Annotated in this window: 30 protein-coding genes; 13 read left to right on the top strand and 17 right to left on the bottom strand. The window is 72.1% G+C overall.

What is annotated here, in order from left to right:
- Positions 1-49: 49 nt before the first annotated feature.
- From AB0I32_RS10390 to AB0I32_RS10375, 4 genes are all read right to left on the bottom strand, one after another.
- Positions 50-745, bottom strand: coding sequence for a PadR family transcriptional regulator (locus AB0I32_RS10390; protein ID WP_357505516.1), 696 nt, complete (start codon positions 743-745; stop codon positions 50-52).
- A complete protein-coding gene (locus tag AB0I32_RS10385) occupies positions 745-1,611 on the bottom strand; it encodes a DUF4097 family beta strand repeat-containing protein (protein WP_357505514.1) in 867 nt (288 codons plus the stop codon). Before AB0I32_RS10385 ends, AB0I32_RS10390 begins: the two co-directional genes overlap by 1 nt.
- A gap of 365 nt (positions 1,612-1,976) precedes the next feature.
- Positions 1,977-2,252: a mycothiol system anti-sigma-R factor gene (gene rsrA / locus AB0I32_RS10380; protein WP_357505512.1), complete on the bottom strand. Its 276-nt coding sequence runs from the start codon at positions 2,250-2,252 to the stop codon at positions 1,977-1,979.
- Positions 2,249-3,043 (bottom strand): sigma-70 family RNA polymerase sigma factor, encoded by a 795-nt coding sequence (locus tag AB0I32_RS10375; RefSeq protein ID WP_357505720.1) that lies wholly within the window; start codon positions 3,041-3,043, stop codon positions 2,249-2,251. Before AB0I32_RS10375 ends, rsrA begins: the two co-directional genes overlap by 4 nt.
- 393 nt (positions 3,044-3,436) lie before the next feature.
- Here AB0I32_RS10375 and AB0I32_RS10370 point away from each other — a divergent pair, with 393 nt between their 5' ends.
- From AB0I32_RS10370 to AB0I32_RS10355, 4 genes are read left to right on the top strand one after another with little or no spacing between them, the layout of a single operon-like run.
- Complete coding sequence (locus AB0I32_RS10370) at positions 3,437-3,910, top strand: DoxX family membrane protein (protein ID WP_357505510.1); 474 nt, start codon at positions 3,437-3,439, stop codon at positions 3,908-3,910.
- 53 nt (positions 3,911-3,963) lie between these two features.
- Positions 3,964-5,289 (top strand): 3-phosphoshikimate 1-carboxyvinyltransferase, encoded by a 1,326-nt coding sequence (gene aroA / locus AB0I32_RS10365; RefSeq protein WP_357505508.1) that lies wholly within the window; start codon positions 3,964-3,966, stop codon positions 5,287-5,289.
- A gap of 27 nt (positions 5,290-5,316) precedes the next feature.
- Positions 5,317-6,447 carry a ribosome small subunit-dependent GTPase A gene (locus tag AB0I32_RS10360; RefSeq protein ID WP_357505506.1) on the top strand — a complete coding sequence of 377 codons (1,131 nt, stop codon included), beginning with the start codon at positions 5,317-5,319 and terminating at the stop codon, positions 6,445-6,447.
- Between the two features lie 2 nt (positions 6,448-6,449).
- Positions 6,450-6,971, top strand: a complete 522-nt coding sequence (locus tag AB0I32_RS10355; RefSeq protein ID WP_357505504.1) for an endonuclease V — start codon at positions 6,450-6,452, stop codon at positions 6,969-6,971.
- Between the two features lie 39 nt (positions 6,972-7,010).
- Here the strand turns inward: AB0I32_RS10355 and AB0I32_RS10350 are convergent, their stop codons facing one another.
- Entirely contained in the window at positions 7,011-7,439 is a 429-nt protein-coding gene (locus AB0I32_RS10350; protein WP_357505502.1) for a VOC family protein, read from the bottom strand.
- A 77-nt stretch (positions 7,440-7,516) separates the two neighbouring features.
- Entirely contained in the window at positions 7,517-8,152 is a 636-nt protein-coding gene (locus AB0I32_RS10345; protein WP_357505500.1) for a hypothetical protein, read from the bottom strand.
- Positions 8,153-8,300: 148 nt separating this feature from the next.
- Between AB0I32_RS10345 and AB0I32_RS10340 the strand changes: the two genes are divergently transcribed.
- Positions 8,301-8,867 carry a hypothetical protein gene (locus tag AB0I32_RS10340; RefSeq protein WP_357505498.1) on the top strand — a complete coding sequence of 189 codons (567 nt, stop codon included), beginning with the start codon at positions 8,301-8,303 and terminating at the stop codon, positions 8,865-8,867.
- Positions 8,868-8,929: 62 nt separating this feature from the next.
- Here the strand turns inward: AB0I32_RS10340 and hisN are convergent, their stop codons facing one another.
- The 3 genes from hisN to AB0I32_RS10325 form a co-directional block, all read right to left on the bottom strand.
- A complete protein-coding gene (gene hisN / locus AB0I32_RS10335) occupies positions 8,930-9,715 on the bottom strand; it encodes a histidinol-phosphatase (protein ID WP_357454331.1) in 786 nt (261 codons plus the stop codon).
- Between the two features lie 108 nt (positions 9,716-9,823).
- A complete protein-coding gene (locus AB0I32_RS10330; protein ID WP_357505496.1) occupies positions 9,824-11,107 on the bottom strand; it encodes a hypothetical protein in 1,284 nt (427 codons plus the stop codon).
- On the bottom strand, positions 11,104-11,784 hold the full coding sequence (locus AB0I32_RS10325) for a hypothetical protein (protein WP_357505494.1): 681 nt from the start codon (positions 11,782-11,784) through the stop codon (positions 11,104-11,106). The genes AB0I32_RS10330 and AB0I32_RS10325 overlap by 4 nt, the downstream gene beginning before the upstream one ends.
- A 207-nt stretch (positions 11,785-11,991) precedes the next feature.
- Here AB0I32_RS10325 and AB0I32_RS10320 point away from each other — a divergent pair, with 207 nt between their 5' ends.
- Positions 11,992-12,210, top strand: coding sequence for a helix-turn-helix domain-containing protein (locus tag AB0I32_RS10320; RefSeq protein ID WP_116673897.1), 219 nt, complete (start codon positions 11,992-11,994; stop codon positions 12,208-12,210).
- A 109-nt stretch (positions 12,211-12,319) separates the two neighbouring features.
- Here the strand turns inward: AB0I32_RS10320 and AB0I32_RS10315 are convergent, their stop codons facing one another.
- Positions 12,320-12,874, bottom strand: coding sequence for a hypothetical protein (locus AB0I32_RS10315; RefSeq protein ID WP_357505492.1), 555 nt, complete (start codon positions 12,872-12,874; stop codon positions 12,320-12,322).
- 153 nt (positions 12,875-13,027) lie between these two features.
- On the opposite strand from AB0I32_RS10315, the gene AB0I32_RS10310 reads away from it, so the two are divergent.
- The gene (locus tag AB0I32_RS10310) at positions 13,028-13,870 is read left to right on the top strand and encodes a LysM domain-containing protein (RefSeq protein WP_357505490.1); all 843 of its coding nucleotides are present in this window, start codon (positions 13,028-13,030) and stop codon (positions 13,868-13,870) included.
- A 68-nt stretch (positions 13,871-13,938) separates the two neighbouring features.
- Positions 13,939-14,568, top strand: a complete 630-nt coding sequence (locus AB0I32_RS10305; protein ID WP_357505488.1) for an Rv3235 family protein — start codon at positions 13,939-13,941, stop codon at positions 14,566-14,568.
- 104 nt (positions 14,569-14,672) lie between these two features.
- Here the strand turns inward: AB0I32_RS10305 and AB0I32_RS10300 are convergent, their stop codons facing one another.
- The 3 genes from AB0I32_RS10300 to AB0I32_RS10290 form a co-directional block, all read right to left on the bottom strand.
- On the bottom strand, positions 14,673-15,311 hold the full coding sequence (locus tag AB0I32_RS10300) for a nucleoside/nucleotide kinase family protein (protein ID WP_357505486.1): 639 nt from the start codon (positions 15,309-15,311) through the stop codon (positions 14,673-14,675).
- The gene (locus tag AB0I32_RS10295; protein WP_357505484.1) at positions 15,302-16,147 is read right to left on the bottom strand and encodes a PfkB family carbohydrate kinase; all 846 of its coding nucleotides are present in this window, start codon (positions 16,145-16,147) and stop codon (positions 15,302-15,304) included. The genes AB0I32_RS10300 and AB0I32_RS10295 overlap by 10 nt, the downstream gene beginning before the upstream one ends.
- A gap of 220 nt (positions 16,148-16,367) precedes the next feature.
- Positions 16,368-17,153 (bottom strand): MerR family transcriptional regulator, encoded by a 786-nt coding sequence (locus tag AB0I32_RS10290; protein ID WP_357505482.1) that lies wholly within the window; start codon positions 17,151-17,153, stop codon positions 16,368-16,370.
- A gap of 127 nt (positions 17,154-17,280) precedes the next feature.
- On the opposite strand from AB0I32_RS10290, the gene AB0I32_RS10285 reads away from it, so the two are divergent.
- Entirely contained in the window at positions 17,281-17,694 is a 414-nt protein-coding gene (locus tag AB0I32_RS10285) for a hypothetical protein (protein WP_357505480.1), read from the top strand.
- A 21-nt stretch (positions 17,695-17,715) separates the two neighbouring features.
- Here AB0I32_RS10285 and AB0I32_RS10280 read toward each other — a convergent pair whose 3' ends face one another.
- Together AB0I32_RS10280 and AB0I32_RS10275 are read right to left on the bottom strand one after the other, a co-directional pair.
- On the bottom strand, positions 17,716-18,135 hold the full coding sequence (locus AB0I32_RS10280) for a DUF779 domain-containing protein (RefSeq protein WP_357505478.1): 420 nt from the start codon (positions 18,133-18,135) through the stop codon (positions 17,716-17,718).
- A gap of 78 nt (positions 18,136-18,213) precedes the next feature.
- Positions 18,214-19,737 (bottom strand): aldehyde dehydrogenase family protein, encoded by a 1,524-nt coding sequence (locus tag AB0I32_RS10275; protein WP_357505476.1) that lies wholly within the window; start codon positions 19,735-19,737, stop codon positions 18,214-18,216.
- Positions 19,738-19,953: 216 nt separating this feature from the next.
- Here AB0I32_RS10275 and AB0I32_RS10270 point away from each other — a divergent pair, with 216 nt between their 5' ends.
- Positions 19,954-21,618, top strand: a complete 1,665-nt coding sequence (locus tag AB0I32_RS10270) for a VWA domain-containing protein (RefSeq protein ID WP_357505474.1) — start codon at positions 19,954-19,956, stop codon at positions 21,616-21,618.
- A 179-nt stretch (positions 21,619-21,797) separates the two neighbouring features.
- Here the strand turns inward: AB0I32_RS10270 and AB0I32_RS10265 are convergent, their stop codons facing one another.
- The gene (locus AB0I32_RS10265) at positions 21,798-22,436 is read right to left on the bottom strand and encodes a hypothetical protein (RefSeq protein ID WP_357505472.1); all 639 of its coding nucleotides are present in this window, start codon (positions 22,434-22,436) and stop codon (positions 21,798-21,800) included.
- A 269-nt stretch (positions 22,437-22,705) separates the two neighbouring features.
- Here AB0I32_RS10265 and AB0I32_RS10260 point away from each other — a divergent pair, with 269 nt between their 5' ends.
- A complete protein-coding gene (locus AB0I32_RS10260) occupies positions 22,706-23,950 on the top strand; it encodes a transcriptional regulator (protein ID WP_357505470.1) in 1,245 nt (414 codons plus the stop codon).
- Between the two features lie 69 nt (positions 23,951-24,019).
- A complete protein-coding gene (locus AB0I32_RS10255; RefSeq protein ID WP_357505468.1) occupies positions 24,020-24,913 on the top strand; it encodes a sulfurtransferase in 894 nt (297 codons plus the stop codon).
- A 22-nt stretch (positions 24,914-24,935) separates the two neighbouring features.
- Here the strand turns inward: AB0I32_RS10255 and AB0I32_RS10250 are convergent, their stop codons facing one another.
- Positions 24,936-25,235: a DUF3175 domain-containing protein gene (locus AB0I32_RS10250; protein WP_357505466.1), complete on the bottom strand. Its 300-nt coding sequence runs from the start codon at positions 25,233-25,235 to the stop codon at positions 24,936-24,938.
- A gap of 65 nt (positions 25,236-25,300) precedes the next feature.
- Here AB0I32_RS10250 and AB0I32_RS10245 point away from each other — a divergent pair, with 65 nt between their 5' ends.
- The gene (locus AB0I32_RS10245; protein WP_357454199.1) at positions 25,301-25,756 is read left to right on the top strand and encodes a SufE family protein; all 456 of its coding nucleotides are present in this window, start codon (positions 25,301-25,303) and stop codon (positions 25,754-25,756) included.
- The last annotated feature ends 7 nt before the right edge of the window (positions 25,757-25,763 follow it).

The following is a 25,763-nucleotide window of genomic DNA, read 5'->3' as shown; positions in this document are numbered from 1 at the left end:
CCGTTCATTGGGGAAAGCTGCTGGGGACCTGCTGGGGAACTGGACAGATTCATGGGTTTCGGTCCGCACGACGCGGCGGAGAGGTCGTGCTGTGCGGCAGCGTCCCACGGATCGCGGAACGTGCCGAGTCGAGAACTGTGCGGAGCGTCTCCACGGTCAGCGCGGACACCGTACCGGCGACGTCCGCCTCCCGCAGATCGGCCAGGACGTCGTTACGGAACCGCTGCAGGACCGCCTCGGCGTCGTGCCGCAGGGAGTTGGACTGCGTGCGGCGTGGGTCGGGTGCGGCGCCCGGGCGCGGCCGCGTGCGGACCTCCTGGGCGGCCGCCGCGAGCTCGGCCCGCAGGCCTCGCATCGTGTCGCGGACGTCGGCCCGTACCTCGTCCGCCAGGCTGCGCACCGTCTCGGCCACGCTGCGCTCCAGCCGCCTGACGTCGTCGAACCGGGCGTCGATCTCCGCGCGGCCGGCGGGGGTGAGCTCGTAGGTGGCCTTGCGGCCTGCTCCCGACGACCCGTGCGGGCCCGGCCCGCCCGTCTCCGCCCCGGCACCCGGGACGGAACGGCGCACCAGGCCCTCCTCCTCGAGCCGGGCCAGGCGTGGGTAGATGGTCCCGGCACTGGGGCGGTAGGTACCGCCGAAGCGCCGGGTGAGCTCGGTGATGAGCTCGTACCCGTGCCGGGGCCCGTCCAGGAGCAGCACCAGGAGGTACAGGCGCAGCTCCCCGTGGGCGAACACCGGAGGCACTACAGCTCCACGGCCGACTGGTCCGCGGGCACGGTGCCGGAAGGGGCGTCGGCAACCGCATCCTGCGGCCCGCCGATCACCGTGACGTCGCCGGAGACGCCGGTCACCCGCAGGTGCATGACGCCGGGCCCTGCCGACCGGTCGCCGCCGACGACCTTCGAGCCACCGCCGCCCGTGAACTGCAGGCCGCCCAGCGTCACCCGCCCGCTGACGCTCTGCACCGAGACCTCGACGGCCCGCTCGTCCGGCACCCGCAGGAGCATGTTCCCGGACACGGTGTTGACCCGGACGGAGCGCGGCTGGTCCACCAGGTCGAACGTCACGTCCCCGGACACCGAGGACGACGTGACGGAGTCGGCGGAAGCGCTCACCACGACGTCGGCGGACACGGTGTTGCTCGTGACGTCGCCGACATGATCGCGGACCGTCACCTCGCCGGAGACGGTGTTCAGCTTGAGGTCGCCGGCCGTGCGGGAGACGAGCAGCGACCCGGAGACGGTGGACGCCGACGCGCCCGCGGTCGTACCGGCGAGGAGGCCCTCGCCGCGGACGGTGCCGAGCCGCACCGAGGTTCCGGCCGGTACCGCCACGTGGATGTCGGCGTGGGCCCTTCCGCCGAAGTCGGCGAACCGCTTCATGAACGAGCCCCAGCCGGACAGGCCGCTCTCGTGCTCGATCACCAGGCGTCCCGCCTCGAGGCGCACCTCGAGCGACCGGCCCTCCACCGAGTGCACCTCGACCCGGACCACCGGCTCGTCGTGCGCCACGATATCGAGCCTGCCGTCGACGACATGGGCGTCGACGCTGGTCACACCGTCCAGCTCGATGGTCTGCGGACCTGTGACGGTCCAGCTGTCTGCGCTCATGGGTTCCTCCGCTGCTCGTGACCGGCTCGGACCGTCGCTGCCTCAACGCGATATATCGCGTTGACCTCAGTCACGATATATCGCGTTTACCGGTCCGGCAACCCCTTTGCGACCGGACAACCCCACTATCTGTGGGATCATGGACCCATTCAGTCCGTCACCTGTCAGGAGACACCCATGAGCAAGCGCGGTCGTAAGCGCCGTAGCCGCAAGGGCTCGGCCGCCAACCACGGCAAGCGTCCCAACGCCTGAGCCGGCTCAAGCGTCCGTCAGGACCGTGAGCCGCCCAGCTGGGCACGCGAAAGGGCCGGGTACCCCATGGGTCCCGGCCCTTCGTCATGCCCGCCTGCGGTCAGCCAGGCAGGTCACTCGGCGACGGTCATGACCGTCAGCTGCTCGTGGATGCGCACCCGCAGCGTGTCCGGCGCGCGCTCGCTGCAGGAGCGGCGCACCAGCTGCTTCACGAGGTCCTCGACGCTCAGCTCCGCCAGGCACGGCGAGCAGTGGGCGACGTGCGCGCGCATGCGCGTCTCGTCCTCCGGCGTCATCTCGGAGTCCAGGTACTCGTAGAGGTGTTTCAGTGCGTGCTCGCACTCGGACTCCCCCGCCATGTCGTGCGGGATGGGTTGGATGTTGTTCACTGCGCACCTCCGGGCGCCTGGCTGACGAGTCCTCGCTGGGCGGCATAGTCGGCAAGGAGCTCACGCAGCTGCCGTCGTCCGCGGTGGAGCCGGGACATCACCGTCCCGATCGGAGTTCCCATGATCTCGGCGATCTCCTTGTAGGGGAAGCCCTCGACGTCGGCGTAGTACACGACCATCCGCCGATCCTCCGGGAGCTCGGCGAGCGCCCGCTTCACATCACTGTCCGGCAGCCGGTCCAGCGCCTCGACCTCCGCCGAGCGCAGGCCGCGCGACGTGTGCGACGCCGCGCGCGCGATCTGCCAGTCCTCGACGTCCTCCGCCTGGGACTGCTGCGGCTCGCGCTGCTTCTTGCGATAGCTGTTGATGAACGTGTTCGTGAGGATGCGGTACAGCCAAGCCTTCAGGTTGGTGCCCGGCCGGTACTGGTGGAACGCGGCGAACGCCTTGGCGAACGTCTCCTGCACCAGGTCCTCGGCGTCCGCTGGGTTGCGCGTCATGCGCAGCGCCGCGGAGTACAGCTGGTCGAGGTACTGGAGCGCGTCCCGCTCGAACCGCACGGCGCGAGCCGCGGCGTCCTCCTCCTGCGGGGAGCGCTCGGTGCTCTCGTCGTCGCCGTCCTCGCCGGTGGTCTCCGGGCTGGTCACGGTGCTGGGCGCAGTGGTGCTCTCGGCCGCGGTCGCTTCCGTGGATCCGACAACACCCTCGCTCGCGCTCGTGTCGGGGCGCGCCCCGGCATCGGTGCCGATCTCGTCGGCACCCTGGTTCTGCTCGCGGGAAGTGTCAGTCATCGCACTCGAGCCTAGCCTCGTCGGCCAGCCCGTGTTCGCCAGGGCCGCCGACAGGGCGTCCGCCGTGGCCTTCGCCGAGGTCAGCACAGAGTCAACGGAGGTGCCGAGCAGGTGCGGCGGGACCGCGCCGAACATCACGGGCGGCACCTGCGCACCCGACGTCGAAGCCGCGGTCACGCCCGACATCGGGTTCGTCCCCGTGCCGATCGCTCCGCTGGTCACCATGCGGGCCGCTGTATCCGTCACCGTGTCGATCACCCTGCTCTTCACCGGATCCTTCTCGAGGCATCGCTCCACGAGGGGTTCAACCCTCACCCCCGGCGTCGAATTCCCGGTGCGATTCCGTGCCGCCATCCTGCTGCATTCGGCGCCCTCATCTGCCAAGGTGGAGGCATGCTGCTTCGACACATCGCGCGACCCCTGCTGGCCTCATCGTTCATCTACGACGGGGTGCAGGCTGCCCGGAACCCGAGCGAGCACGTGGCCGCCGCCAGGTCCGGGTCCACCCTGGCCACCCAGGCGCTGGGCGCCGAGCCACTCAGCGAGAAGCAGGTCACCACGCTCGTCCGCGCCCACGGGATCGCCACCGCGGCCGCGGGCACGCTGCTCGCGCTCGGCAAGGCGCCACGCGCCTCCGCGCTCGCGCTGGCCCTGCTCACGCTGCCGCTCGCCGTGGTGAACCAGCCCTTCACCGCCCCGAAGGAAGAGCGCCCCGTGCGCACCGACCGGTTCCTGCACAACCTCGCCTCCGTGGGTGCGGCCCTCATTGCGGGTGCCGACCTCGAAGGCCGGCCGGGACTGTCCTGGCGGGTCCAGCAGGCCCGTACCGCACGTGCCGAGGCAAAGGCAGCCGCCGTCAAGGTCTGACGCGCGGCGACACGAAGCCGCTGCTCCGGCACGGTCCGCGATAATCTCGGCACATGACCTCCTCCACCACCGCGCCCGCACCGACATGGGAGGCGCCGCTGGCCGGCGCCCCCCTGGACGCGACGGTCGAGATACCCGGCAGCAAGTCGCTCACCAACCGGCTCCTGGTGCTCGCGGCGCTCGCGGAAGGGCCCGGCACCCTGCGCGGTGCCCTGCGCAGCCGGGACGCCGACCTCATGATCCGCGCCCTGCGCACCCTCGGTGCCCGCATCGAGGTGGGCGACCACCCGAGCACCCTCCACGTGACCCCCGGACCTGTGGCCGGCGGCACCGAGGTGGACACCGGCCTGGCCGGCACCGTCATGCGGTTCCTGCCCCCGGTCGCGGCGCTCGCCGACGGCCCGGTCCGGTTCGACGGCGACCCGGAGGCCCGCGTCCGCCCGATGCTGCCCGTGCTGGCAGCGCTGCGCACCCTTGGCATCACGGTGCACGACCCGGAATCCGGGCCGGAGTCCGCCGACCTGCCCACCCACCTCCCGTTCACCGTGGAAGGCCGGGGCAGCGTGCCGGGCGGCGCCGTCGACGTCGACGCGTCGGAGTCCTCGCAGTTCGTCTCCGGCCTCCTGCTCGCAGCCGCGCGTTTCGAGCGAGGCCTCACGCTCCGGCACATCGGTGCCACGCTGCCGAGCCTGCCGCACATCGAGATGACGGTCGCCACGCTGCGCGACGCCGGCGTCGTGGTCGACGACTCGCGTGACGGGATGTGGGGCGTCTCCCCCGGGCCGATCGCCGCCCGCGACGTCCGCGTCGAGCCCGACCTCTCCAACGCGGCGCCGTTCCTGGCCTCCGCCCTGGTGGCCGGCGGCACCGTCAGCATCCCCGGCTGGCCGACGCTGACCACACAGCCCGGCGCCATGGTTCCCGAGCTGCTGGAGCGCATGGGCGGCACCTACACCCTCGCCGACGGTGTCCTCTCCGTGACGGGGACCGGCGAGATCCACGGGATCGACGTCGACCTGCGTGCCGGGGGCGAGCTCGCGCCCACCTTCGCGGCGCTGGCCGCGCTGGCGGACTCCCCCTCCAGGCTCCGCGGGATCGCGCACCTGCGTGGCCACGAGACCGACCGCCTGGCGGCGCTGGCCCGTGAGATCACGCGGCTCGGCGGCCAGGCCGAGGAGACCCGCGACGGCCTGGTGATCACCCCCCGGCCGCTGCGGGGCGACGTCGTGCGCACCTACGCCGACCACCGCATGGCGACGTCCGCCGCACTGCTCGGGCTGCGCGTGCCCGGCGTGCGGGTGGAGAACGTCGGCACGACGGCGAAGACGCTGCCCGACTTCACCGGCATGTGGCTCCGCATGCTCGGCACGGCCTCCTGATGGGCGTCTGCTGATGGGACCCGCCTGATGGGCCGCCGCGGCATCGACGAGTCGGACTTCCACTCCCGCCCGTCCAAGCGCGGCTCGCGCCCCCGCACCAAGCAACGCCCCGAACACTCCGACGCCGTGACCGGCCTGGTCACCGGCGTGGACCGCGGGCGGTACACGCTCCTGGTCAAGGACGCCGACGGGGCCGGAACGTCCGGCGAGAAGATCGTGACCGCGATGAAGGCCCGGGAGCTGACCCGCACTCGCGTCGTCGTCGGCGACCGGGTGGACGTCGTCGGCGACGTATCGGGCGGCGAGGGCTCGCTCGCCCGGATCGTGCGCATCCAGGAGCGGACCTCGACGCTGCGCCGCACCGCCGACGACACCGACCCGTACGAGCGGATAGTCGTCGCCAACGCGGACCAGCTGGTCATCGTCACGGCGCTGGCCCAGCCCGAGCCGCGGACCGGCATGATCGACCGCTGCGTCGTCGCCGCCTACGACGCCGGCATGTCGGTCCTGCTCTGCCTGACCAAGGCCGACCTGGCCTCCCCCGACGTGCTGCGTGAGCTCTACGAGCCGCTCGGCGTCGAGGTGGTGGTCACCCGCCGGGAGGCGTCCAGCGACGAGGCCGACCGTGCGAACGTCGCCGGCCAGACGGCCGGCGGCATGATCCTGGCCCCCGAGTCCGTCGAGGAGGTCCGCGGCAGGCTGCGCGGCCTCGTGTCCGTGCTGGTCGGCCACTCCGGCGTCGGCAAGTCCACGCTGATCAACGCCCTGGTGCCGGACGCCAAGCGGGCGACCGGTGTGGTCAACGACGTGACGGGCCGCGGCCGGCACACCTCGACGTCCGCGGTCGCGCTCGCTCTGCCCGTGTCACCGTCGGACGGCGAGCCCTCCGACGCCTTCGACGGCTGGGTCATCGACACCCCGGGTGTCCGCTCCTTCGGCCTCGCCCACGTCGAGGTGTCGCACCTGCTGCGGGCGTTCGACGACCTCGACGAGGTGGCCCAGGAGTGCCCGCGAGGCTGCACGCACCTCGCGGACGCACCGGACTGCGCGCTCGACGACTGGATAAAGGCCTCCCCGGAGGACGAACGGCCGGCCCGCGAGGCCCGGCTCACCTCGTTCCGCCGTCTGCTCTCGTCGCGGACCGGCTCGGACGCCTGACCGTGACCGACAGTTCGCGCTACGGCGCGGTGGACGTGCAGTACCTGGACGACGGCGGCGCGCGGGCGGCGCTGGTCGTCGCCGAGGACGCCGCGTTCACCACCCTCGTCGACGAACGTACGGTGCTCGTCGAGCAGGTGGCGGCGTACCGACCCGGCAGGTTCTACGAGCGCGAGCTGCCGGCCCTCGAGCGGGTCCTGTCCGGCGTCGCGCCGGTGGACCTGCTGATCGTCGACGGGTACGTGGACCTCGACCCCGAGGGGAGCCCCGGGCTCGGCGCCCACGTGGCCGACGCGGGTCTGGCTCGCGTCGTCGTCGGTGTCGCCAAGACCCGGTTCCGCACGGCGACGCATGCCGCCGAGGTGCTGCGCGGCCTGTCGGCCCGGCCGCTGTACGTCACGGCGTCCGGCATGCCGGTCGACGCCGCCGCAGCCCTGGTGCACGCCATGGCGGGCGAGGCGCGGTTCCCGGACGCGCTGCGCCGCGTCGACCGGCTGGCGCGTGGGGCGGTACCCGCCGCCTGAGGCTCTCTGCCGACCTCATGGCCGGACTCACGGCCGGACTCAGGGCTGGAGAAACATCCAGCGGTGACCCTCCACGTCCTCGGCGCGGTACAGCCTGCCGTACGGGGCCTCCTCGATCTCGGAGAGCAGCCCGGCGCCGGCCGCCTGCGCACGGGCGAAGTGGGCGTCGATATCGGTGACGCGGACCAGCACCCCGTCGATCACCCAGGGCGTCGACAGCCACGCGTCCGCCGCGGTGCAGTGCTTGCGGTGCGCCGACGGACCCTCGTAGGACGCGAGCTCCGACAGCATCACACGCCCGCCGCCGGCGTCGAGCTCACCGTGGGAGAGATGGCCGTCGTCGTCCAGCCAGCGTTCCGCCTCGGTGAAGCCGAAGGCCTCGATGAGCCAGTCCATGGCGGTGACGCCGTCCTGGTAGGACAGCATGGGGATGACTGCGGGTACGGCAGCGGCTGTGGGTTCGGACATGACAGACCTCCTCGCTCTCGAACAAATGTACGAGTCTTTCGAGGATCTGTCGAGCGGGATCCGTCCGGTGCCCGTGCCTACACGACCTGGAAGCCGAACAGCTCGACGGCCCACGGGTCCAGCCGGCCGGCGGCCGGGCCGCCGTCGTCGGATCCGTCGCCGCTGAATCCGAAGAACTCCTGCAACGCGTGCTCCCCGAGGACCAGCGGGTGGAAGGGGAACGGGTACGCGGTGCCGCCCGGGGCCGGATGCCTGCCCGCCCAGAACGGCTCCTCGAAGGCGAGCCGGTCCCCGGTGTCCTCGAGCACCCCGTCGTCGGGCGACAGGCTCAGCGAACGGACGAGGGCGCCGTCCTGCCACACCGCGAAGGCGAACCAGTCGACGGCGCTGTGCATGGCGTGCAGGTAGAGCGTGCGGCCAAGGCTCGCATCGACCAGATGCGCCGGCAGCTGCGAGGGCCGGTCGAGCATGAGCGCCTGGTCGCACAGGACGTCGACCGCCGGTGTCGACAGCGCGCACGCACGCCCCTGCGGCGGGAACACCGCGTCGCCGAGCTCCCACGGCTCCTCACCGTCCGGCTGGATCCGTGCCGGCGGCCACAGGAGGCCGAGCAGCTCGGCCGCGCCCGCCTCGTCGGCGAACTCCGCGGCGTCCGCCAGCCCTTCCGCCACGTCACCGTCCGCGTACACGAGCATCGCTGTCTTGGCGCCCATCTTGTCTCCTGCCGTCGGCTGCTGTGCCTGCCCTCGACGCCCCGCCCCGGCGCCGCACACGAGAGTACGGGCACCCGCCGACATCGCCACCGGGCCTGTACACCCGGCCGGGGCTCGCGCTCGGCCCAGCACACGGCAGACTGGGCACATGCGCATCTACGTGCCCGCAACGCTCGACGAGCTCGACGCCGTCACCCACACCTCCGGTGCTGCCCGCTGGACCGTCGCCCCGCGCCGCGTGCACGCCGTCACGAAGGACCTCGAGGCAGGCCTCCCCGACGAGGACGCCGAAGGGCTCGAGTACATCGCCGCGCTGAACGCCGCCGACGACTCCCTGGCGCTGATCGCCGGCCGTCCCGACGCCGCGCACCAGCGCGTGGTCATCACGGTGGAGGTGCCGGACGAGGCGGTCGGCCCGGTCGCCGGCACCACAACCTCCGGGAGCCCGGACGACGACGAGCCGGTCGCCTCGGAGATCGAGGTCATCAGCACGGTCGAGAACGTGGCGATCGTCTGCGTGCACGTCGACGAGCTCGAGGCCGCCGGTGACATCGCGGACGTGCTCGCCGCAGCGGACGAGGAGAGCGACGCCGAGGCGACCGCCGACATCGGCGCGGAGTCGGAGACCGCGCTGGACGAGGCGCTGGAGCGGGTCACCGACCGGGACCTGCTCTGGTACGACTGGAGCGAGATCAAGAACATCCCCCGCGCCTGACGCGACCCGACGACGAAGGCCGCGGGGTCCGGGATCCCGCGGCCGCCCCAGCCGAAGCGCGCTCAGGCCAGGTAGTCGAGCGCTTCCTTGTGCAGCTTGCCGTTCGTGGCGATCGCGTTGCCGCCCCACGGCCCGGGCTTGCCCTCGAGGGACGTGAACGTGCCGCCGGCCTCGGTGACGATGGGCACGAGTGCGGCCATGTCGTACACCTCGAGCTCGGGCTCCGCGGCGATGTCGACCGCGCCGTCGGCCACCAGCATGTACGACCAGAAGTCGCCGTACCCGCGTGTGCGCGCGCAGGCCCGCGTCAGGTTGAGGAACCCGTCGAGCGAGCCGCGCTCCTCCCAGCCGCCGAGGGACGCGTAGCTGAAGGACGCGTCGGAGATCCGGGACACGCCGGACACGGACATCCGCGAGGCGGCGGCAAGGGACTTGCCCGTCCAGGCGCCCGAACCCTTCGCGGCCCACCAGCGGCGGCCCAGTGCCGGCGCGCTGACCAGGCCGACGACCACGTCCTCGCCGTCGGCGAGGGCGATCAGCGTCGCCCACACGGGAACGCCGCGCACGAAGTTCTTGGTGCCGTCGATCGGGTCGACGATCCAGCGCCGCGCACCGTTGCCGGCAGAGCCGTACTCCTCACCGACTATCGCGTCGCGCGTGCGGGCGCGGGCGAGCTGACCACGGATGAAGTCCTCGGCCGCCCGGTCTGCGTCGGTCACCGGCGTCAGGTCCGGCTTGGTCTCGACCTTGAGGTCCAGCGCCTTGAACCGAGACATGGTGATGGAGTCGACCTGGTCGGCGATCACGTGCGCCAGACGCAGGTCGTCGGCGTAGTTGTCCTTCGTCATGGCGGCCACGCCCACAACCTAGCGCCGGATGTCACTTTTCCGCCGCCGAGCCGCGCCGATCGGGCCGATTGTTACGAGCGCGCTCCCGGGAGGTCGGAGCCGGCGCCGTCAGACCGCAGCGGGCACCAGTTCCCGGACCCGGCTCGCGAGCCCCACGAACGCCGCCCGAGCCGCGGAGCCCGGGGCGCACTCGGCGAGCACCCGCCCCGCCAGCAGTGCGGCGTCGAGGCCCGCCGGGTCGTCCGGCACGAGATGTACGTCGTCGACGCCCGCGTACCGCGCGAGTGCGTCGCGGACCTGGGACTCGGCCCGCCGCCCGACGGCGGAGTCGCGTACCCGGTTCACCACCACGAGCCGCGCCGCGGGCACGGGCACTGCCGCGTCGCGCAGGTCCTCCAGGCCCCGCACCAGGCGCTGCAGACCGACCGGGTCCGCGCCGCCGACCACCACCACGATGTCGGCCGCCTGCAGGGCGCTCAGGGTCGCGCCGTTGCGCTGGGGCGCCCGCGTGTCGTACATCAGGTGCTCGTCGGTCTCGAGGACCGGGCCGCAGTCGACGACGGTCCAGGCAGCGAGCTCGCGGGACCGCTGGAACACCATGTCCAGCGAGGCCGCGGGCAGCTCAGGCCACCGGGATGCGCGCGTGATGCCGGTCAGCACCCGCACGCCAGGCAGCACCACGGGGCTGTGCCGGGCGAGCGTCACCACGTCGAGCACGCCCTGACCGGCCGCCCGGGCCGCCGCGGCGAGCCCCGGTGCGTCGTCGAGCAGCCCGAGGCGAGAGGTGACCGACGACGCGTACGTGTCGGCGTCGGCCAGCAGGACCGTGCGCGTGCCGTTCGGCGGTGCCGCTGGACGCGGCCGGCGCAGCCGCCCGGAGCGGCGCGGAGCGGCGGTCCCGACCCCGGCGAGGGCCGCGGCGAGCTCGATGGCGGTGGTGGTCCGACCGGGCGACCCGACGGGACCCCAGACCGCGATGATCGTGCCGGGCCTGCCTCCGAGGTCCGGCAGGGCGGCGACGGGTGCCGCCACCTCCGGAGCGTCGCCCCGCACCGCGGCGACGAGGCTCTCCGCGTCCCCCTCGGCCACCACGACGTCGCACCCCAGCCCCGCGAGGCGCCCCTCGGGCGTCGCCCGGTCCTCCAGGGCCACGACCCGCAGACCCGCGCCGCGCAGCCGTGCCACCGCTTCCCGGTCCAGGCCCGGCAGGTCCTCGGAGACGACGGCGGCCGTCCCTGCGCCGGCCTCTGCCGCCGCGAGAAGCTCTGCGAGCTCCGCGCAGCGGCGCGCCACGGTCACCTGCGGCTGCGCGCCGAGCACGGTGACGGCGTCCGCCTCCACCTCGGGCGCGTGCACCGCCACGAGCACGGTGACCGCACGCTCCTCGCTCATCCGACGTCACCCGCCACCGGCACGACGGCGACCGTCCCGGCGTCCGACAGCGCGCTGAGCACCGTCGGGAGCGAGTCGGCCGGGACCAGGACGTGCAGGGTCACCGTGCCGTCCACGATCATCCCGCCCTCGTCGGCCTCCACCTGCTCGACGACGACGTTCCGCGCGAGCGTGCTCGGCGCCGGCTTGTCGTCGGCGGCGTCCGGCGCGATCGGGGCGTCCGGCACGAACCACAGGTCCACCACCGCGCCGGGACGGATCCGGTCCGAGAGGCCGGAGGCGACCGGCACCGCCACGGACCGGACGTCGGCACCGGCGCCGAGCGCGGTCAGTGGGACCAGCTCGCCGTCGTCCACCACACGGAGCACCACGAGGTCGGCGGGCAGCGGCTCGTCCGCCGGAAGATACCGGCCGGTCCCGGCACCGAGCCGGACGTCCACGGCACGGAGTCCGTCGGCCGTGAGGGGCTCCCCGGGTGTCAGCGCACCGTCCGCGACGAACGCCGGGACGGTGCGGCTCGCCGACGAGACCACCCACGAGCCGAGCGCCACCGACACCGCGACGATGACGACGCCGGTCAGCAGGCGCGGATCACGCCAACGAGGTCGGCGCAGCCGCGCGGCCACCGGCTCGGGGAGAGCCTGACCCGGGCCCGGGGGTGGCGGGGCATACGTCATCTCGAACCTTCCGCGTACTTTGGTGGACTTTGGTTAGACCGTCGCGTACAACTTCGCGTACGACTCGAAGCGACGATCCGGACAGAATGGCGCACAGCGTAGGCAGAGCGCCGGAACCATAGTGATCGAACGTCGCCGATCCGGCATCAGATAGACACTTCTTGTGGATAACCCCCTCATGTCGGTGTCTCGTGCCACACTGTTCCCATGGAAAAGCGCTTTCTCTCTCTGGCCGACGTGGTCGAGACCCTGAACATCTCGATGGCCCAGGGCTATGCACTGGTTCGGACCGGCGACCTTCCCGCCATCCAGGTGGGGCCCAAGAAGGTCTGGCGCGTCGAAGCCGCAGAGCTCGAGGCATACATCGAGCGCATGTATGCAAAGAGCCGCGAACGACTCAAGGGCTCGGCGACCACGGACGCCTGAAAGCCCTCAGCTGCACACCGACGGGACCGGGCGCACTCCATGCGGAGCGACACCGGTCCCGTTCTCCATTTGCGATATTTGTTAAGGATCCTGAAGGGTCCTGAAGGATTCAGGGCGCCTCGCTCACGACCAGCAAGGCGCTGAACGGAACCAGGCGAGTTCCACGGTCATCGAGCACATCGACGTCCAGGTGGTCCCGTCCGACCCGCGCGATCCGGCCGCCCACGATGCCGCTCAGCGTGCGGACGGTGACCCGTGCCCGGTCGCGCTGCAACGCTCGTAGCACCGGACCCAGCCCCAGCGCGGCACGCCGCGACGTCGCAGGCGTGGCCTGACGGGCAAGCCCGTGCACCCCGGTGAGCGCCGCCAGCGGTACGAGGTGCTGGCCGACCGGTTCGGGCCGGACACCCTGGACCAGCGCCCACTCGTCGGCGGCCTCCCGGACGACGCCGCGCAGCGGAGCGCCGGCGAGCAGCTCCAGCGTCACCACCGCCCCGACGACGGCGCGGAACCGGTCCGCGAGCGTCATCGTCGCGTGCTCGGCGCGCGTCATCTCGGAGACCAGCGCATCGGACTCGGCCGCCGACTGCGCGTGAGCCTGCGCCTCGAGGTCCCCGAAGAGCGCCTCCCAGCGAGTGGGACCACCCGGGTGCATGAATGCCATGGGACCACCCTGCGTCATCCACAGCCATCCCGCTCTCCGGTGGACACCCCAGCGACACCCAGGTTGAATATCGGTCATCGCTCAGTATCAAACGCTATCAACTAGATCTGAAGCGTCCGATCGGATCCGTAGCCGACTATCACAGGGAGAACCATGTCGAACACCACCCTCCCGAACACTCCATCGGGATACCGCCCCAGCCCCCGTCCCGGGGACCGCCCGGTGGGCCCCGCGCCGTCGACGAGCGCTCGGCGCGGCCTGGCCGGCCTGGTCACCCTGGCCGTCGCGTTCACCGGCGCCGTCGGCGCGCTCGGCATACGCACCTGGCAGGTCGGCTCGGACCTGGGTGCCGCGCTCTTCCCGGTCGAGGACATCGTCGAGCTCGCGACAGTCGCAGCGGGCACGGTGGTGGCCGGCTGGGTCGGCCTGCATGCGTTCCTGGCCCTGGCCTGTGTCCTCGCGGGCCGCCGGGGTCCACGCTGGGCGGCGGGCGAGCGAGCCGTGGCACTGCACGCTCCGGCCTTCGTGCGCCGCCTCGCCCGCGCGGCCGCCGGGGCCGGTGTGGGCCTCGCCCTCACGGTGCCTACCGCCATGGCGGCCGACCTGGCCTCTGCGACGGCGCCGTCCGCGGACGGCGGTGCCGCCGTCGTGGTCGACCTCGGCTGGCAACCGACCGAGCGGGTGGCAACCGACCGGACAGATGCCCGTGCGACGGACCGCTCGGCCACGTCGAACCAGCGGCCCAGACCCGAACGGTTGTCGCTGGTCAACCGCGGCCAGCACACGGGGACCGGACGCGAGCCGCTGGTCGTCGTCGAACCTGGCGACACGCTCTGGGCGATCGCGGCCGGCAGGCTCGCCGCCGGCCAGGCCGGCACGCCACTGGCCGACGCCGAGATCGCCGCCGCCGTCACGCGGTGGCACCACGCCAACCGCCAGGCGCTGGGCGCGAACCCCGACCTGATCCGCCCCGGCATGGTGCTGCGCCAGCCCTGACCGGGCGCCGGCCGGCCCATCGCCGGACCGCCCGCCGCATCCCTTCCCATCTCGCCCGAGGAGACCCCATGACCACGCTCCCGCAGGACCCACCGACACAGGGCGCACCCGGCTCCGCCCGTCCGGTGCGGCCGGCCACGCCCGCCCGCCGGACGCCGCCGGCGCGGGCGGCGGCCCCGGCCCCGGCCACGCCGATCCGCCGACCCGTCACGCCGCCGGTCGGACCGGTCACCGGGCCAGGGATCGGCCGGCGGCTGCGGCGCATGCGGATCGGCGGGACGCCGTACGCGGAGCTGCAGAACGCGGCAGCGGCCCTCGAGGCGGTGACCGGCCGGCCCGCCCCCGAGCCGGACCCGACCCTCCCCGACCCGACCGCGCAGGTGTGCCGCGTTGTCCGCGCTGCCGTAGAGGTACTGCGCGGCGAACGGCCCGCGGCACAGCTCGCACGCTGGGTCACCCCGCAGGTCTACGACCAGCTCCTAGAGCGCGGACGGCTCATGCGCGAGGCGCAGCAGAGCCGGCCGCCGCGACCCAAGGCGCACGCGGCGACGGTCCGGCGCGTCCGGATGGTGCGGCTCGGCGCCTCGTCCGCCGAGGCGGCGGTGATCCTGCACGACGAGGGCCGCGTCCGGGCGGCCGCAGTCCGGCTGGAGGCGCGGCGCGGGGTCTGGCGGGTAGCGGTCCTCGAGATCGGCTGAGCCGGAGGTGCAGCGCAGGGTGCGGGCCGAGGAACGAGGCATGCGCCCGGAGCGGAACCGCAGGCTCGCCGACCCTCATAGAGCCTGACCCCAGATCGGGCCGGTCAGACCCACTCGACGATCAGGTCCGCCTCGTCCCGGGTCGCCGCTATGAGGTCCGCGTTGCGCTGGTCGGTGCCACCGGCCCAGGCCTCGGCGTCGGGCAGGGGCTTGCCGTAGGCCTGGTGCCGGGCGACGAGGCGCCGCAGACGCTCGGCGTCCGGCAGGTCGACGTACCAGACCTCCGCCATGTGGGCGCGCGCCGTCGGCCAGGCGCCGCCGGGGGCGAGCAGGTAGTTGCCCTCGGTGATCACCAGCGGCTCGTCGGCGACGACCGTGCCTGCGGCTATGGGTTCCTCGATCTCGCGACGAAACTCCGGCGCGTAGACGGGCGGGTCGCCCGGGAGCCGGTCCGCGAGCCTGCGGATCAGGGCGGCGTACCCGGCGTCGTCGAACGTGTCGAGGGCGCCCTTGCGGTCGCGGCGGCCGAGCGCCTCCAGGACGGCGTTCGAGAGGTGGAAGCCGTCCATGCCGACCACGACGGCACTGCCAGGTGCCAGCCCGTCGACCAGAGCGGCGGCCAGCGTCGACTTTCCGGCGCCGGGCGGTCCGGTGATGCCGAGGACCCGCGCCCGGCCGGTGTGGGCGGCGTCGGCCGCCAGCTCTGCCGCCCGCCCGACGAGCTCGGCAGTGGTCAGGCGCACGACAGGTTCTCCAGCCAGGAGCGGGGCCCGACGTGCTGCACACGGAGGGACGCCACCCGCACCGCTTCCTCGACGGCCGCTTCCAGGCCCGCACCGCGGGCGAGCGCCACGGCCAGTGCGCCGTGGAACGCGTCCCCTGCGCCGAGCGTGTCCCGCACGTCGACCTTCGGTACACCGGTGGTGCCGTGCCGCCCGTCGACGTCGCACCAGGTCACGGGGTCCGGCCCGTGCGTGGCGACCGTGGCCCGGGAATGCGCGACGGAGGCCGGCGCGCGGAAGTCCGCCGACCGGGCGGTGACGTCCGCCTGCCCCATCAGATCGGCGAAGACGGGCCGCCAGCGGCCTGCGTCGAGCACGATCAGGGGGCGCGGCTCCAGGGCGTTCGCGTACGCGAGGACGCTCCGCGCGAGATCCGGATGATGCCCGTCGAGCAGGACGACGTCGGGCCGCGGCAGCGCGTCGAGACCGCCGGGCGTGACGTCGACCCTGTCGGTCAGCATGGCGTCGGGCGAGACCACGGACCGGTCGCCCGTCGCGTCGTCGACCATCACCGCCGAGACGGCCAGCGGGATCTCGTGCCCCTCGGCGGTGTCGTAGATCTCGACGCCGTGCCGCTCGAGGTCACCGCGCGCCGCCGAACCGACCGGACCCGAACCCAGCGCACTGATCAGGAGGGCCCGCGCCCCCAGCGTCGCGGCGGTGACCGCGGCGTTCGCGGCAGGGCCGCCCGCGGAGACGTCCTGGCGAACGGCGGTGATCTTCTGGTTCGGACCCGGCCGAACGGCGCTGCGATGGATCACATCGAGCGTCGTCAGACCGGCAAACCAGCAGGTCACGGGCGCATTTTCGTTGACTTTGGCTGGCACGTCGGGCATGTGCAGAGGCTACCTGTGAAACTCAGTGCCAGTGACCGGGGATACGGTCCGAAAATGACCACAGCAGGGCGGAGGGTGCCGGGTTCGCCGAGTTCCCGATGGCCGCGCTGGTGACCCACCCAAGCCGCGAGGCGATGGCGCACGGCGGCGAGAGCTGCCTCCTGCGCGACCTCTACCGGGCTCAGGCCTCGCCCTCCGGGTAGGCCCGCTCGGCGTAGACGCGCAGCGCGTCACGGACGAACGTGGCCCCCTCGGTGCCGCCGTAGTTCGCGGCGAACCGGTCGTCCGCCACGTACATGTCGCCCAGGCCCAGCAGGTAGCCCTTGTCGGGGCGGCCCTGCTCGTGGCCCGGCGTGCCCGGGATCGAGGAGAGCCACTCGGCATGCCGGGCCGCGACAGCCTGCGCCTCGTCCGAGGCCGGGTCGAGCCCTGCCTCGGCCGCGTCGATCCAGGCCCTGCCCAAGGCCTCGGCCCCGACCTTCCACTGCTGCTGCCCGTCCTTGCCCAGCCCGCGCCACCACGCGTCGCTCTTCGCGTACGCGTCGCGGCCCCAGCGCTCGGTCACCTCCTGCTCGTACTGGGTGTGGTCGAATCCGTCGAGCATGTCCTTCGCCATGATGTCCTCCTTCGCTTCGGGGTCCTTCTCAAGAGCTGCGATCGTTCGTTCGACCGACGCGATCTGCCGCGCCAGCCTGTGCTGCTCCGCCCGCAACGAGTCGAGGTGCCGGCGTAACGCCTTCGCCTCGTCCTGTTCGCTGTCGAGCGCCTCGGCGATGTCGCCGAGGCCGAGCCCGAGATCGCGCAGCAGCAGGATCCGCTGCAGCCGCACCAGGGCGGCGCGGTCGTAGCGGCGCGGGCCGCTCGCCGTCACCCGGACGGCGGGCAGGAGCCCTACCGCGTCGTAGTGCCGCAGCGTCCGGCTCGTGACGCCGGTCAGCCGCGCGATCTCTTGGATGGACCAGTGCATGTCCATCACCGTAGAGGTTGACGTCGCGTCAACTTCAAGCCCTGATCCCAAGAAGTTTTTGGTCGGGCCCATGACCGCCTGTGGATAACTCGGATAGCTCCAGCGCCCGTCGGTCAATACTGAAGCCATGACCACATCAAGCGACATCATTCCGGATCAACCGCTGGCCGACGACGCAGCCCTGCTCGCGTTCGTGAGGTTCCTGCACGACGGCGTCACACCACGCCGCCGCACGCTGTGGTTCGTCATGCTGGACCACCACCGTCGCCCGCTGCCCGTGATCGTGCCGATCGACCACGTACCGGACGAGCCCGACGTCCTCATGGTGGGCAACCTCGGTCAGGCCTGGCACGAGATCCTGCGGGACGAGCCGGGCTCCTCGGTGGTGCTGATGCTCGAACGGCCGGGTCCGGCAGTCGCCTCGTTCGACGATCTCGCGTGGCGGGCGGCCCTCCGCTCGGCCGCGGCGGAGCACGGCATCACGCTCGCCGGGTTCTTCCTCGCGACGGCGCACGGTGTCCGTCCCGTCACGCCGGACTGACGGGTGCGCGCGGATCCCGGGTCAGTCCCGGAGCAGCTCCCACTCCTCGTCGGTGAACAGCCGGGACCGGATGAGGAAGCGCACGCCCTCGGGCGCCTCCACGCTGAACCCGGCACCGCGGCCGGGGACCACGTCGATCGTGAGGTGCGTGTGCTTCCAGTACTCGAACTGGTTACGGCTCATCCAGACCGGGACAGTGAACGCGGCGCTGTCGGACCCGATCGCGAGGTCGCCGAGGTGCACGTCGGCGTCACCGGTGATGAAGTCGCCGTCCGGGAAGCACATGGGCGACGAGCCGTCGCAGCAGCCACCGGACTGGTGGAACATGAGCTCGCCGTGCCTGTCGCGCAGCCGCACGAGCAGCGCTGCCGCTGCGTCGGTCAGCGCGACCCGTGCGGGCGGCGCGGAAGACGCCTGAGGCGAGCGGACGTCGTCGGACATGAAGACCTCCTGGTGGCGGGGGCCGGGATGCCGGACGTACAGGTCACCCAGCTGCCTGTACGTCCGGCACCTCGGGGATCAGAAGAAGCCCTGCTTGCCCTGCGCGTAGCTGACCAGCAGGTTCTTCGTCTGCTGGTAGTGGTCGAGCATCATCTTGTGGTTCTCGCGCCCCACGCCCGAGCCCTTGTACCCGCCGAACGCGGCCGCGGCCGGGTACGCGTGGTAGCAGTTCGTCCAGACCCGGCCGGCCTCGATCGCCCGGCCCGCGCGGTAGGCGTCCGCACCGGACCGGGTCCACACACCCGCGCCCAGCCCGTACAGGGTGTCGTTGGCCACCTTGATGGCGTCGTCGAAGTCGCCGAACTCCGTGACCGCCACGACCGGCCCGAAGATCTCCTCCTGGAAGATCCGCATGGAGTTCTTGCCCTCGAAGATCGTGGGGGTCACGTAGTACCCGCCCGCGAGGTCGCCGTCCAGCTCCGCCCGGAACCCGCCCGTGAGCACCTTGGCGCCCTCCGCCTTGCCGATGTCGAAGTAGCTGAGGATCTTCTCGAGCTGGTCGTTGCTCGCCTGCGCGCCGATCATCGTGTCGGTGTCGAGCGGGTTGCCCTGCTTGATCGCCTCGGTGCGCACGACGGCGTCGGCCAGGAACGACTCGTAGATGTCCGCCTGGATGAGCGCACGCGACGGGCAGGTGCACACCTCGCCCTGGTTGAGGGCGAACATCGTGAAGCCCTCCAGCGCCTTGTCGTAGAACTCGTCCTGCGCCGCCGCGACGTCGCTGAAGAAGATGTTCGGCGACTTGCCGCCGAGCTCCAGCGTCACCGGGATGATGTTCTGCGACGCGTACTGCATGATCAGGCGGCCCGTCGTGGTCTCGCCCGTGAACGCGATCTTGCGGATCCGGTGGGAGCTCGCCAGCGGCTTGCCCGCCTCCGCGCCGAACCCGTTGACGACGTTCACGACCCCCGGCGGCAGCAGGTCCGCGATGAGCTCCATCAGGTACAGGATCGACGTCGGCGTCTGCTCGGCCGGCTTGAGCACCACCGCGTTGCCCGCAGCGAGCGCCGGCGCCAGCTTCCACACGGCCATCAGGATCGGGAAGTTCCACGGGATGATCTGCCCGACCACGCCCAGCGGCTCGTGGAAGTGGTAGGCGATGGTGTCGCCGTCGATCTCGCTGATCGACCCCTCCTGTGCCCGGATCGCACCCGCGAAGTAGCGGAAGTGGTCGATCGCCAGGGGCAGGTCGGCGGCCAGCGTCTCGCGGACCGGCTTGCCGTTCTCCCAGGTCTCGGCGACCGCCAGCTCCTCGAGGTGCTCCTCGATGCGGTCGGCGATCCTGTTCAGCACCTGCGCCCGCTCCGTGACCGACGTCCGACCCCATGCGGGTGCCGCGCCGTGCGCGGCGTCGAGGGCCCGGTCGATGTCGTCGGCGTCGCCGCGCGCGACCTCGGTGAACGTCCGCCCGTTGACGGGGCTGGGGTTCTCGAAGTACTGGCCGTTCGCCGGGGCCACGTACTCGCCACCGATCCAGTGGTCGTACCGGGGCCGGAACGTGGCGATGGCGCCTTCGGTACCCGGGGCTGCGTACACGGTCATGGTCTGCCTCCTCGCAGGTTCTCTCGTGCCCGCCGTCGGCTGCCCGACGGCGGGGTCACGCCCGGGTGCGGCGGTGCAGCCGGGTGGGCCGAGGTTAGGCAGCGGGGCGTTGCATCGGGGTTGCAACCGGACCGTGACCCGGGCGGGGCAAGCCGGGCTCGTGGCGGAACAGATGGACAACAGAGGACGGATCACCCGGACGAGAGGCCTACCCCCATGACTTTCGCACCCCGCACGACCCGCATGTCCTTGTCCGCCGCGGCCGGGCTGCTGGCCGCGGCGCTCGCGCTCACGGGCTGCACCGCCGACGCCGGCGGCGGGGCCGAGCTCGCCGTCGACGTACCGGGGCCGGTGGCTCCCGTCTTACCGGGCGACGAGGCTCCGAGCAGTGAGTCGCTCGGCGACGACGCGATGGGCGGAGCGACGAGCAGGGACGTGGCGCCGCCGCTCCCTGAGCCGGGGACACCCGATACCGAGGAGTACGACGACTCCCCCGAGACGCCGTTCCAGGACGTCGCCACGAGCCCGCTGTCCACGTTCTCGGCGGACGTCGACACGGCGTCCTACTCGAACCTGCGCCGCCAGGTGAACCAGGGCGTCGCGCCCGAGGGCGTGCGCATCGAGGAGCTCGTCAACTACTTCGACTACGACTACCCGGCGCCCGCGCCGGACGCGGAGCACCCGTTCTCGATGAGGGCCCAGGTGGCGACCGCTCCCTGGAACCCGGAGCACCAGCTCGCCATGGTGGGCGTCCAGGCCACGGAGGCGATACCGACGTCGAAGGGGAACAACATCGTGTTTCTGCTCGACGTGTCCGGGTCGATGGACGAGCCGAACAAGCTGCCGCTGCTCGCCGAGTCGTTCGCACTGCTCGTGGAGCAGCTCGACGAGGACGACCGCGTGTCGATGGTGACCTACGCGGGCGACAACCAGGTGGTGGCGGACTCGGTACCCGGTTCGGAGCACGGCGTGCTGGTGGACCACCTGCGGTCGCTGCGTGCGGGCGGTTCCACGGGCGGCGCCGACGGCCTGCGGACCGCGTACGAGCTGGCCGAGGAGAACTTCGTCGATGGCGGCAACAACCGGGTGATCCTCGCGACGGACGGCGACTTCAACGTGGGCCCGTCCACCCCTGAAGAGCTCACGGACCTGATCGAGGCCGAGCGGGAGTCCGGGATCTACGTGTCCGTGCTCGGCTTCGGCATGTACAACCTGAAGGACAGCACGATGGAGGCCATCGCCGACCACGGGAACGGCAACTACGCCTACATCGACACCCTCGCCGAGGCGCGCAAGGTCCTGGTGGACGAGTTCGACTCGACCATGTTCGTGGTGGCCAAGGACCTGAAGCTGCAGGTGGAGCTCAACCCGGCGACCGTCTCCTCGTACCGGCTGATCGGGTACGACAACCGGCGTCTGGAGGACGAGGAGTTCGACGACGACACCAAGGACGCCGGCGACGTCGGCGCCGGGCACGCGGTGACCGCGTTCTACGAGCTCGTCCCGGTCGACGCCGGCCCTGGCACGGACCCCGGCTCCGACGTCGGCGACCTGAAGTACACCGAACGGGAGATCGGCACCAGCGACGACTTCATGACCGTGCACGTCCGGTACAAGGCACCGGACGGTGACGAGCCCGGCACGAGTACTGAGGTCGAGCTTCCCGTCGGCGCGGACGCTTTCACGTCGGCGCCGACGGCGGACTTCCTCTTCGCCTCCGCCGTGGCGGAGCTCGGGCTGATCGCCACCGCGTCGGAGTTCCGGGCCGACGCGAGCCTCGAGGCCGTCCGGGAACGTGCGTCGAGCGCCCTGGGCGCAGATCCGTACGGCTTGCGGGCGGAGTTCGTCGATCTGGTCGACGCCTACCGCCGGGTCGCGTGATCGCTGCTACGCATCAAATGCACTGCCGTGGGCATAGACACTCAAAGCATTGGCCCGGCCGGAAAGCTCGATCGGGGGCGGTGCGCAGTGACAAAGAGACCCGGAAATCGTGGAAAGAGGTTTCGACCCATGAAGAGCGCCGGAACTTTAGACCGTCGGCAAATGCCGACGAATACGGTTCAGGAACCCTCGCGGGACGTCAGGATCGTCCGGTCACCCACGGGATCCCGGGAATCCAGGACGCGCTGCGCGCCCTGCGACTGCTGGACCATGTCGACGGCGACCCGCAGGTCCTCGGTGGCCCAGTCCAGGGAGTCCTCCACGTAGGTCGCCTGGGCGAGCAGCGTCTCGGCCTGCGTCACGGAGGACGGCGGGGCGTCCGTCACACGCTGCGCGGCGGCCGACCGGGCGTCGGCGATCGCCTGCGCGAGGACGTCGCGGGTGGCGGGGTCAGCGACCTGGCCGTCGGAGTGCTCGTAGACCCGCTCGGCCATGGCCATCACCGCGGTCAGGTCGTGCGACCGGGCCGCCGTGGTGCTGACCTGGATGTCGATCTGGGAGCTGAGGGTCATGAGGTGGCTGGCCTTGTCGGCGCTCGCCGAGGCCGCCCAGAGAGTGATGGCGACGGCGACGCTCGTGACGATCGCGGCGCCGAAGACCCAGGGGCGCCGTCCGCGGGCGCCGGCCAGGTCGGCGAGCGCCGGCTCCGGCTGCGGCGAGTCGAGCGGCGGCAACGTTGCCGCGTCGTGCGCGGGAAGTCGGGCCGGTCTGTCGCTCGGCTGTTCGTCGTTCTCGGATATCGCAGGTTCCGCCTTCACCAGGGCGATGGTGTTCAACTCTTCCCCCAAAGAGAGATCCCATGAAAACAACATGTCGGGCTCTAAGCCCTATTAACTACCGATGAGAATGACGCTAGAACCACTTCTTGAGTAGCGCGCGGCGAGACCGTAATACACCTGTGATCTGTGGAAAGTCGTTCGGCCCGGTGGCTGGTCCGCGTTCGAGGGCGGGCAGCCTGTCACCGGGGAGGCCTGGCGCCTAGACTGGCGTGGTTCGACGACGGCGTCCGAACGAGGTCTGGGGCAGCATGGCGAAGGTGCCACACCGGGACGCGCAGTGGGTACGCGCGGCGTACGAGAGCTTCGTCGGTTCCGCCGGCTCGCAGGAGCCCGCGGGGATCGACCCCGTCGTCGCGGCCTCGTGGCGCAGGAGCCTCCGTAACGGTGTGGACCCGGACCAGCCGAGCGAGGTGACCGTCGCGGCGTCGGGCGATCTCGAGGACTACCGCCGCAACCATCCCCTGGCCGTCGCGATGCCCCTGGTCCGGGACCTGGTGGGCGGAGCGACGGGTGACGACCTGGTGGTCGCGGTGTCGGACGACGTCGGCCGGCTGCTCTGGGTGGAGGGGCGCGGACCGGTGCGCTCAGCGGTCGACCACGTCGGGTTCGTCGAGGGCGCGGTGTGGCGCGAGGAGTCCGTCGGCACCAACGCGCCCGGCACGGCCCTGGCGACGCGGCGCCCGGTCCAGGTGCTCGGCGCCGAGCACTTCATGCGTCCGGCCCAGCGGCTGAGCTGCACAGCGGTGCCAGTGCGCGACGCGGCGGGCGGGATCGTCGGCGTCCTCGACCTCACCGGCGGGAGCGTCGCCGGGAGCCACGTCGCCCTCGCGCTGGTCCGGGCCACCGTCGCGATGGTCGAGCGCGAGCTCGCCACCCGCGCCGCCACCCGGGCCCGCGGCCCCGGCGCGACCGACCAGCCGCCGGACCTCCGGCTGCTCGGGCCGCCCACGCTGCGCGGTCGCCGGCTGTCGCTGCGCCATGCCGAGATCCTGCTCCTGCTCGCCGAGCATCCGCGTGGCCTCGGCGCGGAGGAGCTCGCGGTGCTGCTGCACCCCGGCGACCTGTCCCTGGTCGCCGTCCGCGCGGAGATCTCCCGCCTGCGCCGGGTCGCGGACGCCGTCCTCGGCAGCCCCCTGCTCGCCGGCTCCCGCCCGTACCGGCTCGCCCGGCCCCTGCGGTCCGACGTGGGCACGGTGCGCTCCGGGCTCCGGCGCGGCGACGTGCGCGGCGCACTCTCCGCCTATCCCGAACCCCTGCTGCGACGGTCGGTCGCGCCGGGCGTCGAACGGTTGCGCGAGGAGCTCGAGGCCGAGGTCCGCGAGGCGGTACATACCTGCGACGACGCGACCGCCGTCGAGCACTGGACGGCCCGTGGCGAGGGTGCGGACGATCACGCGGCCTGGACGCGGCTGGCCCGGCTCGCGCCGCCCGGCGGGCCGCAGTCGGTGCGGGCCCTGGCACACCTGCGCGTGCTGGAGCGACGCCTGTCCTGAGCCGGGATCTTTTCGGCGGGGCCGGGTGTTCCCCTACTTGTCAGTGCACGTGCTCTACGAGGAGGCCCCATGCCAGCGCCCATCGACACTTCGGACAAGATCGCGCAGTACGCCCACCCGGAACGACTGGTGAGCACAGCGTGGCTGGCCGAACACCTGAAGGACCCGGGGATCGTCGTGGTGGAGTCCGACGAGGACGTGCTGCTCTACGAGACCGGCCACATCCCTGGCGCCGTGAAGGTCGACTGGCACACCGAGCTGCAGCACCCCGAGATGCGCGACTACCTGGACGGCGCGGCGTTCGCCGCCCTCATGGGCGCCAAGGGCATCACGCGCGACACGACGATCGTCCTGTACGGCGACAAGAACAACTGGTGGGCGGCGTACACGGCCTGGGTGTTCACGCTGTTCGGGCACTCCGACGTACGTCTGCTCGACGGCGGCCGCGGCCTGTGGAGCGCCGAGGGCCGCGAGCTCACCACGGACGTCCCGGCGCCCGCACCCGTCGAGTACCCGGTGGTCGAGCGGGACGACACCGCGATCCGCGCCTTCCGCGAGGACGTCCTCGCCCACCTCGGCAACGGCCCGCTCGTCGACATCCGCTCCCCGCAGGAGTACACGGGCGAGCGCATCGCCATCCCGGACTACCCGGAGGAGGGCGTGCTGCGCGGCGGTCACATCCCGACCGCGCGCAACGTCCCGTGGGCGACGGCGGTCGCAGAGGACGGCACGTACAAGACGCGCGAGGAGCTCGAGGCCATCTACACCGCGGGCCTCGGCATGAGCCCCGACGACGCCGTCGTCACCTACTGCCGCATCGGCGAGCGCTCGAGCCACACGTGGTTCGCGCTCACCCACCTGCTCGGCTACACGAACGTGCGCAACTACGACGGCTCCTGGACCGAGTGGGGCAACGCCGTACGCGTACCGGTGGCGACGGGCAGCGAGCCGGGCACCGTCTGACCGCTGTGAGCGGGTGGGGGCGTCAGGTGCGGCCGAAGGCCTTGCGCAGCTCGTCCTTCGCGCGTTCCAGGACCTCGCGCTGGTCCGCGTCGAGCTCCTTGCCGGCGCGGTTCACGTAGAACGTGAGCATCGACATCGCCGAGCGGTACGGGGAGCTCTTGCGCCGGTCGCTCGCCTCCGCCGAGCGTTTCAGCGAGCGGGCGATCCGAGCGGGGTCCTGCCACGTGAAGACACCCTCTTCGAGGTCCAGGGCGTCACTGCCCTCGGTGACGTCCTGGGACCAGCGTTCGCGGTCTTTCTTCGACCGCTTCTTCTCGGCCATACGTCAACCGTACGACGCCGTCCGGTCGCTCGCCCGAGCCTCCGCGGCGGTGGGAGGATGAACAGATGAGCACCAACGACGTCGACCTGCCCGAGGCCCTCGCCGAGCTGCGGGACGCCTTCCTGGAGACGCCCGAGCGCGACCGGCTCCAGCTCCTGCTGGAGGTCTCCCGCGAGCTTCCGCCGCTGCCCGCCAGGTACGCGGACGCGCCAGAGCGGCTCGAACGGGTCCAGGAGTGCCAGTCCCCCGTCTACGCCTTCGCAGAGGTGGACGACGCCGGGGTGGTCGCCTTCCACGCGAGCGCACCGGAGGAGGCGCCCACCACGCGGGGCTTCGCGTCGATCCTCGCGCAGGGCCTCACCGGTCTGACGGCGCAGCAGGTGCTGGATGTGCCGGAGGACTTCCCGCTCCAGCTCGGCCTGACCAAGGTGGTCAGCCTGCTGCGCCTCAACGGTATGGCGGGCATGCTGACGCGCGCCAAGCGTCAGGTCCGGGAGCAGCTGGCCGCCGCTCAGGTCTGACCTGTCG

The organism is Promicromonospora sp. NPDC050249 (genome assembly GCF_040656015.1).
In the GTDB taxonomy this organism is placed as follows: domain Bacteria; phylum Actinomycetota; class Actinomycetes; order Actinomycetales; family Cellulomonadaceae; genus Promicromonospora.
Note: the sequence above shows the minus strand (reverse complement) of the source record. Positions and strands in the feature narration are given on the sequence as shown.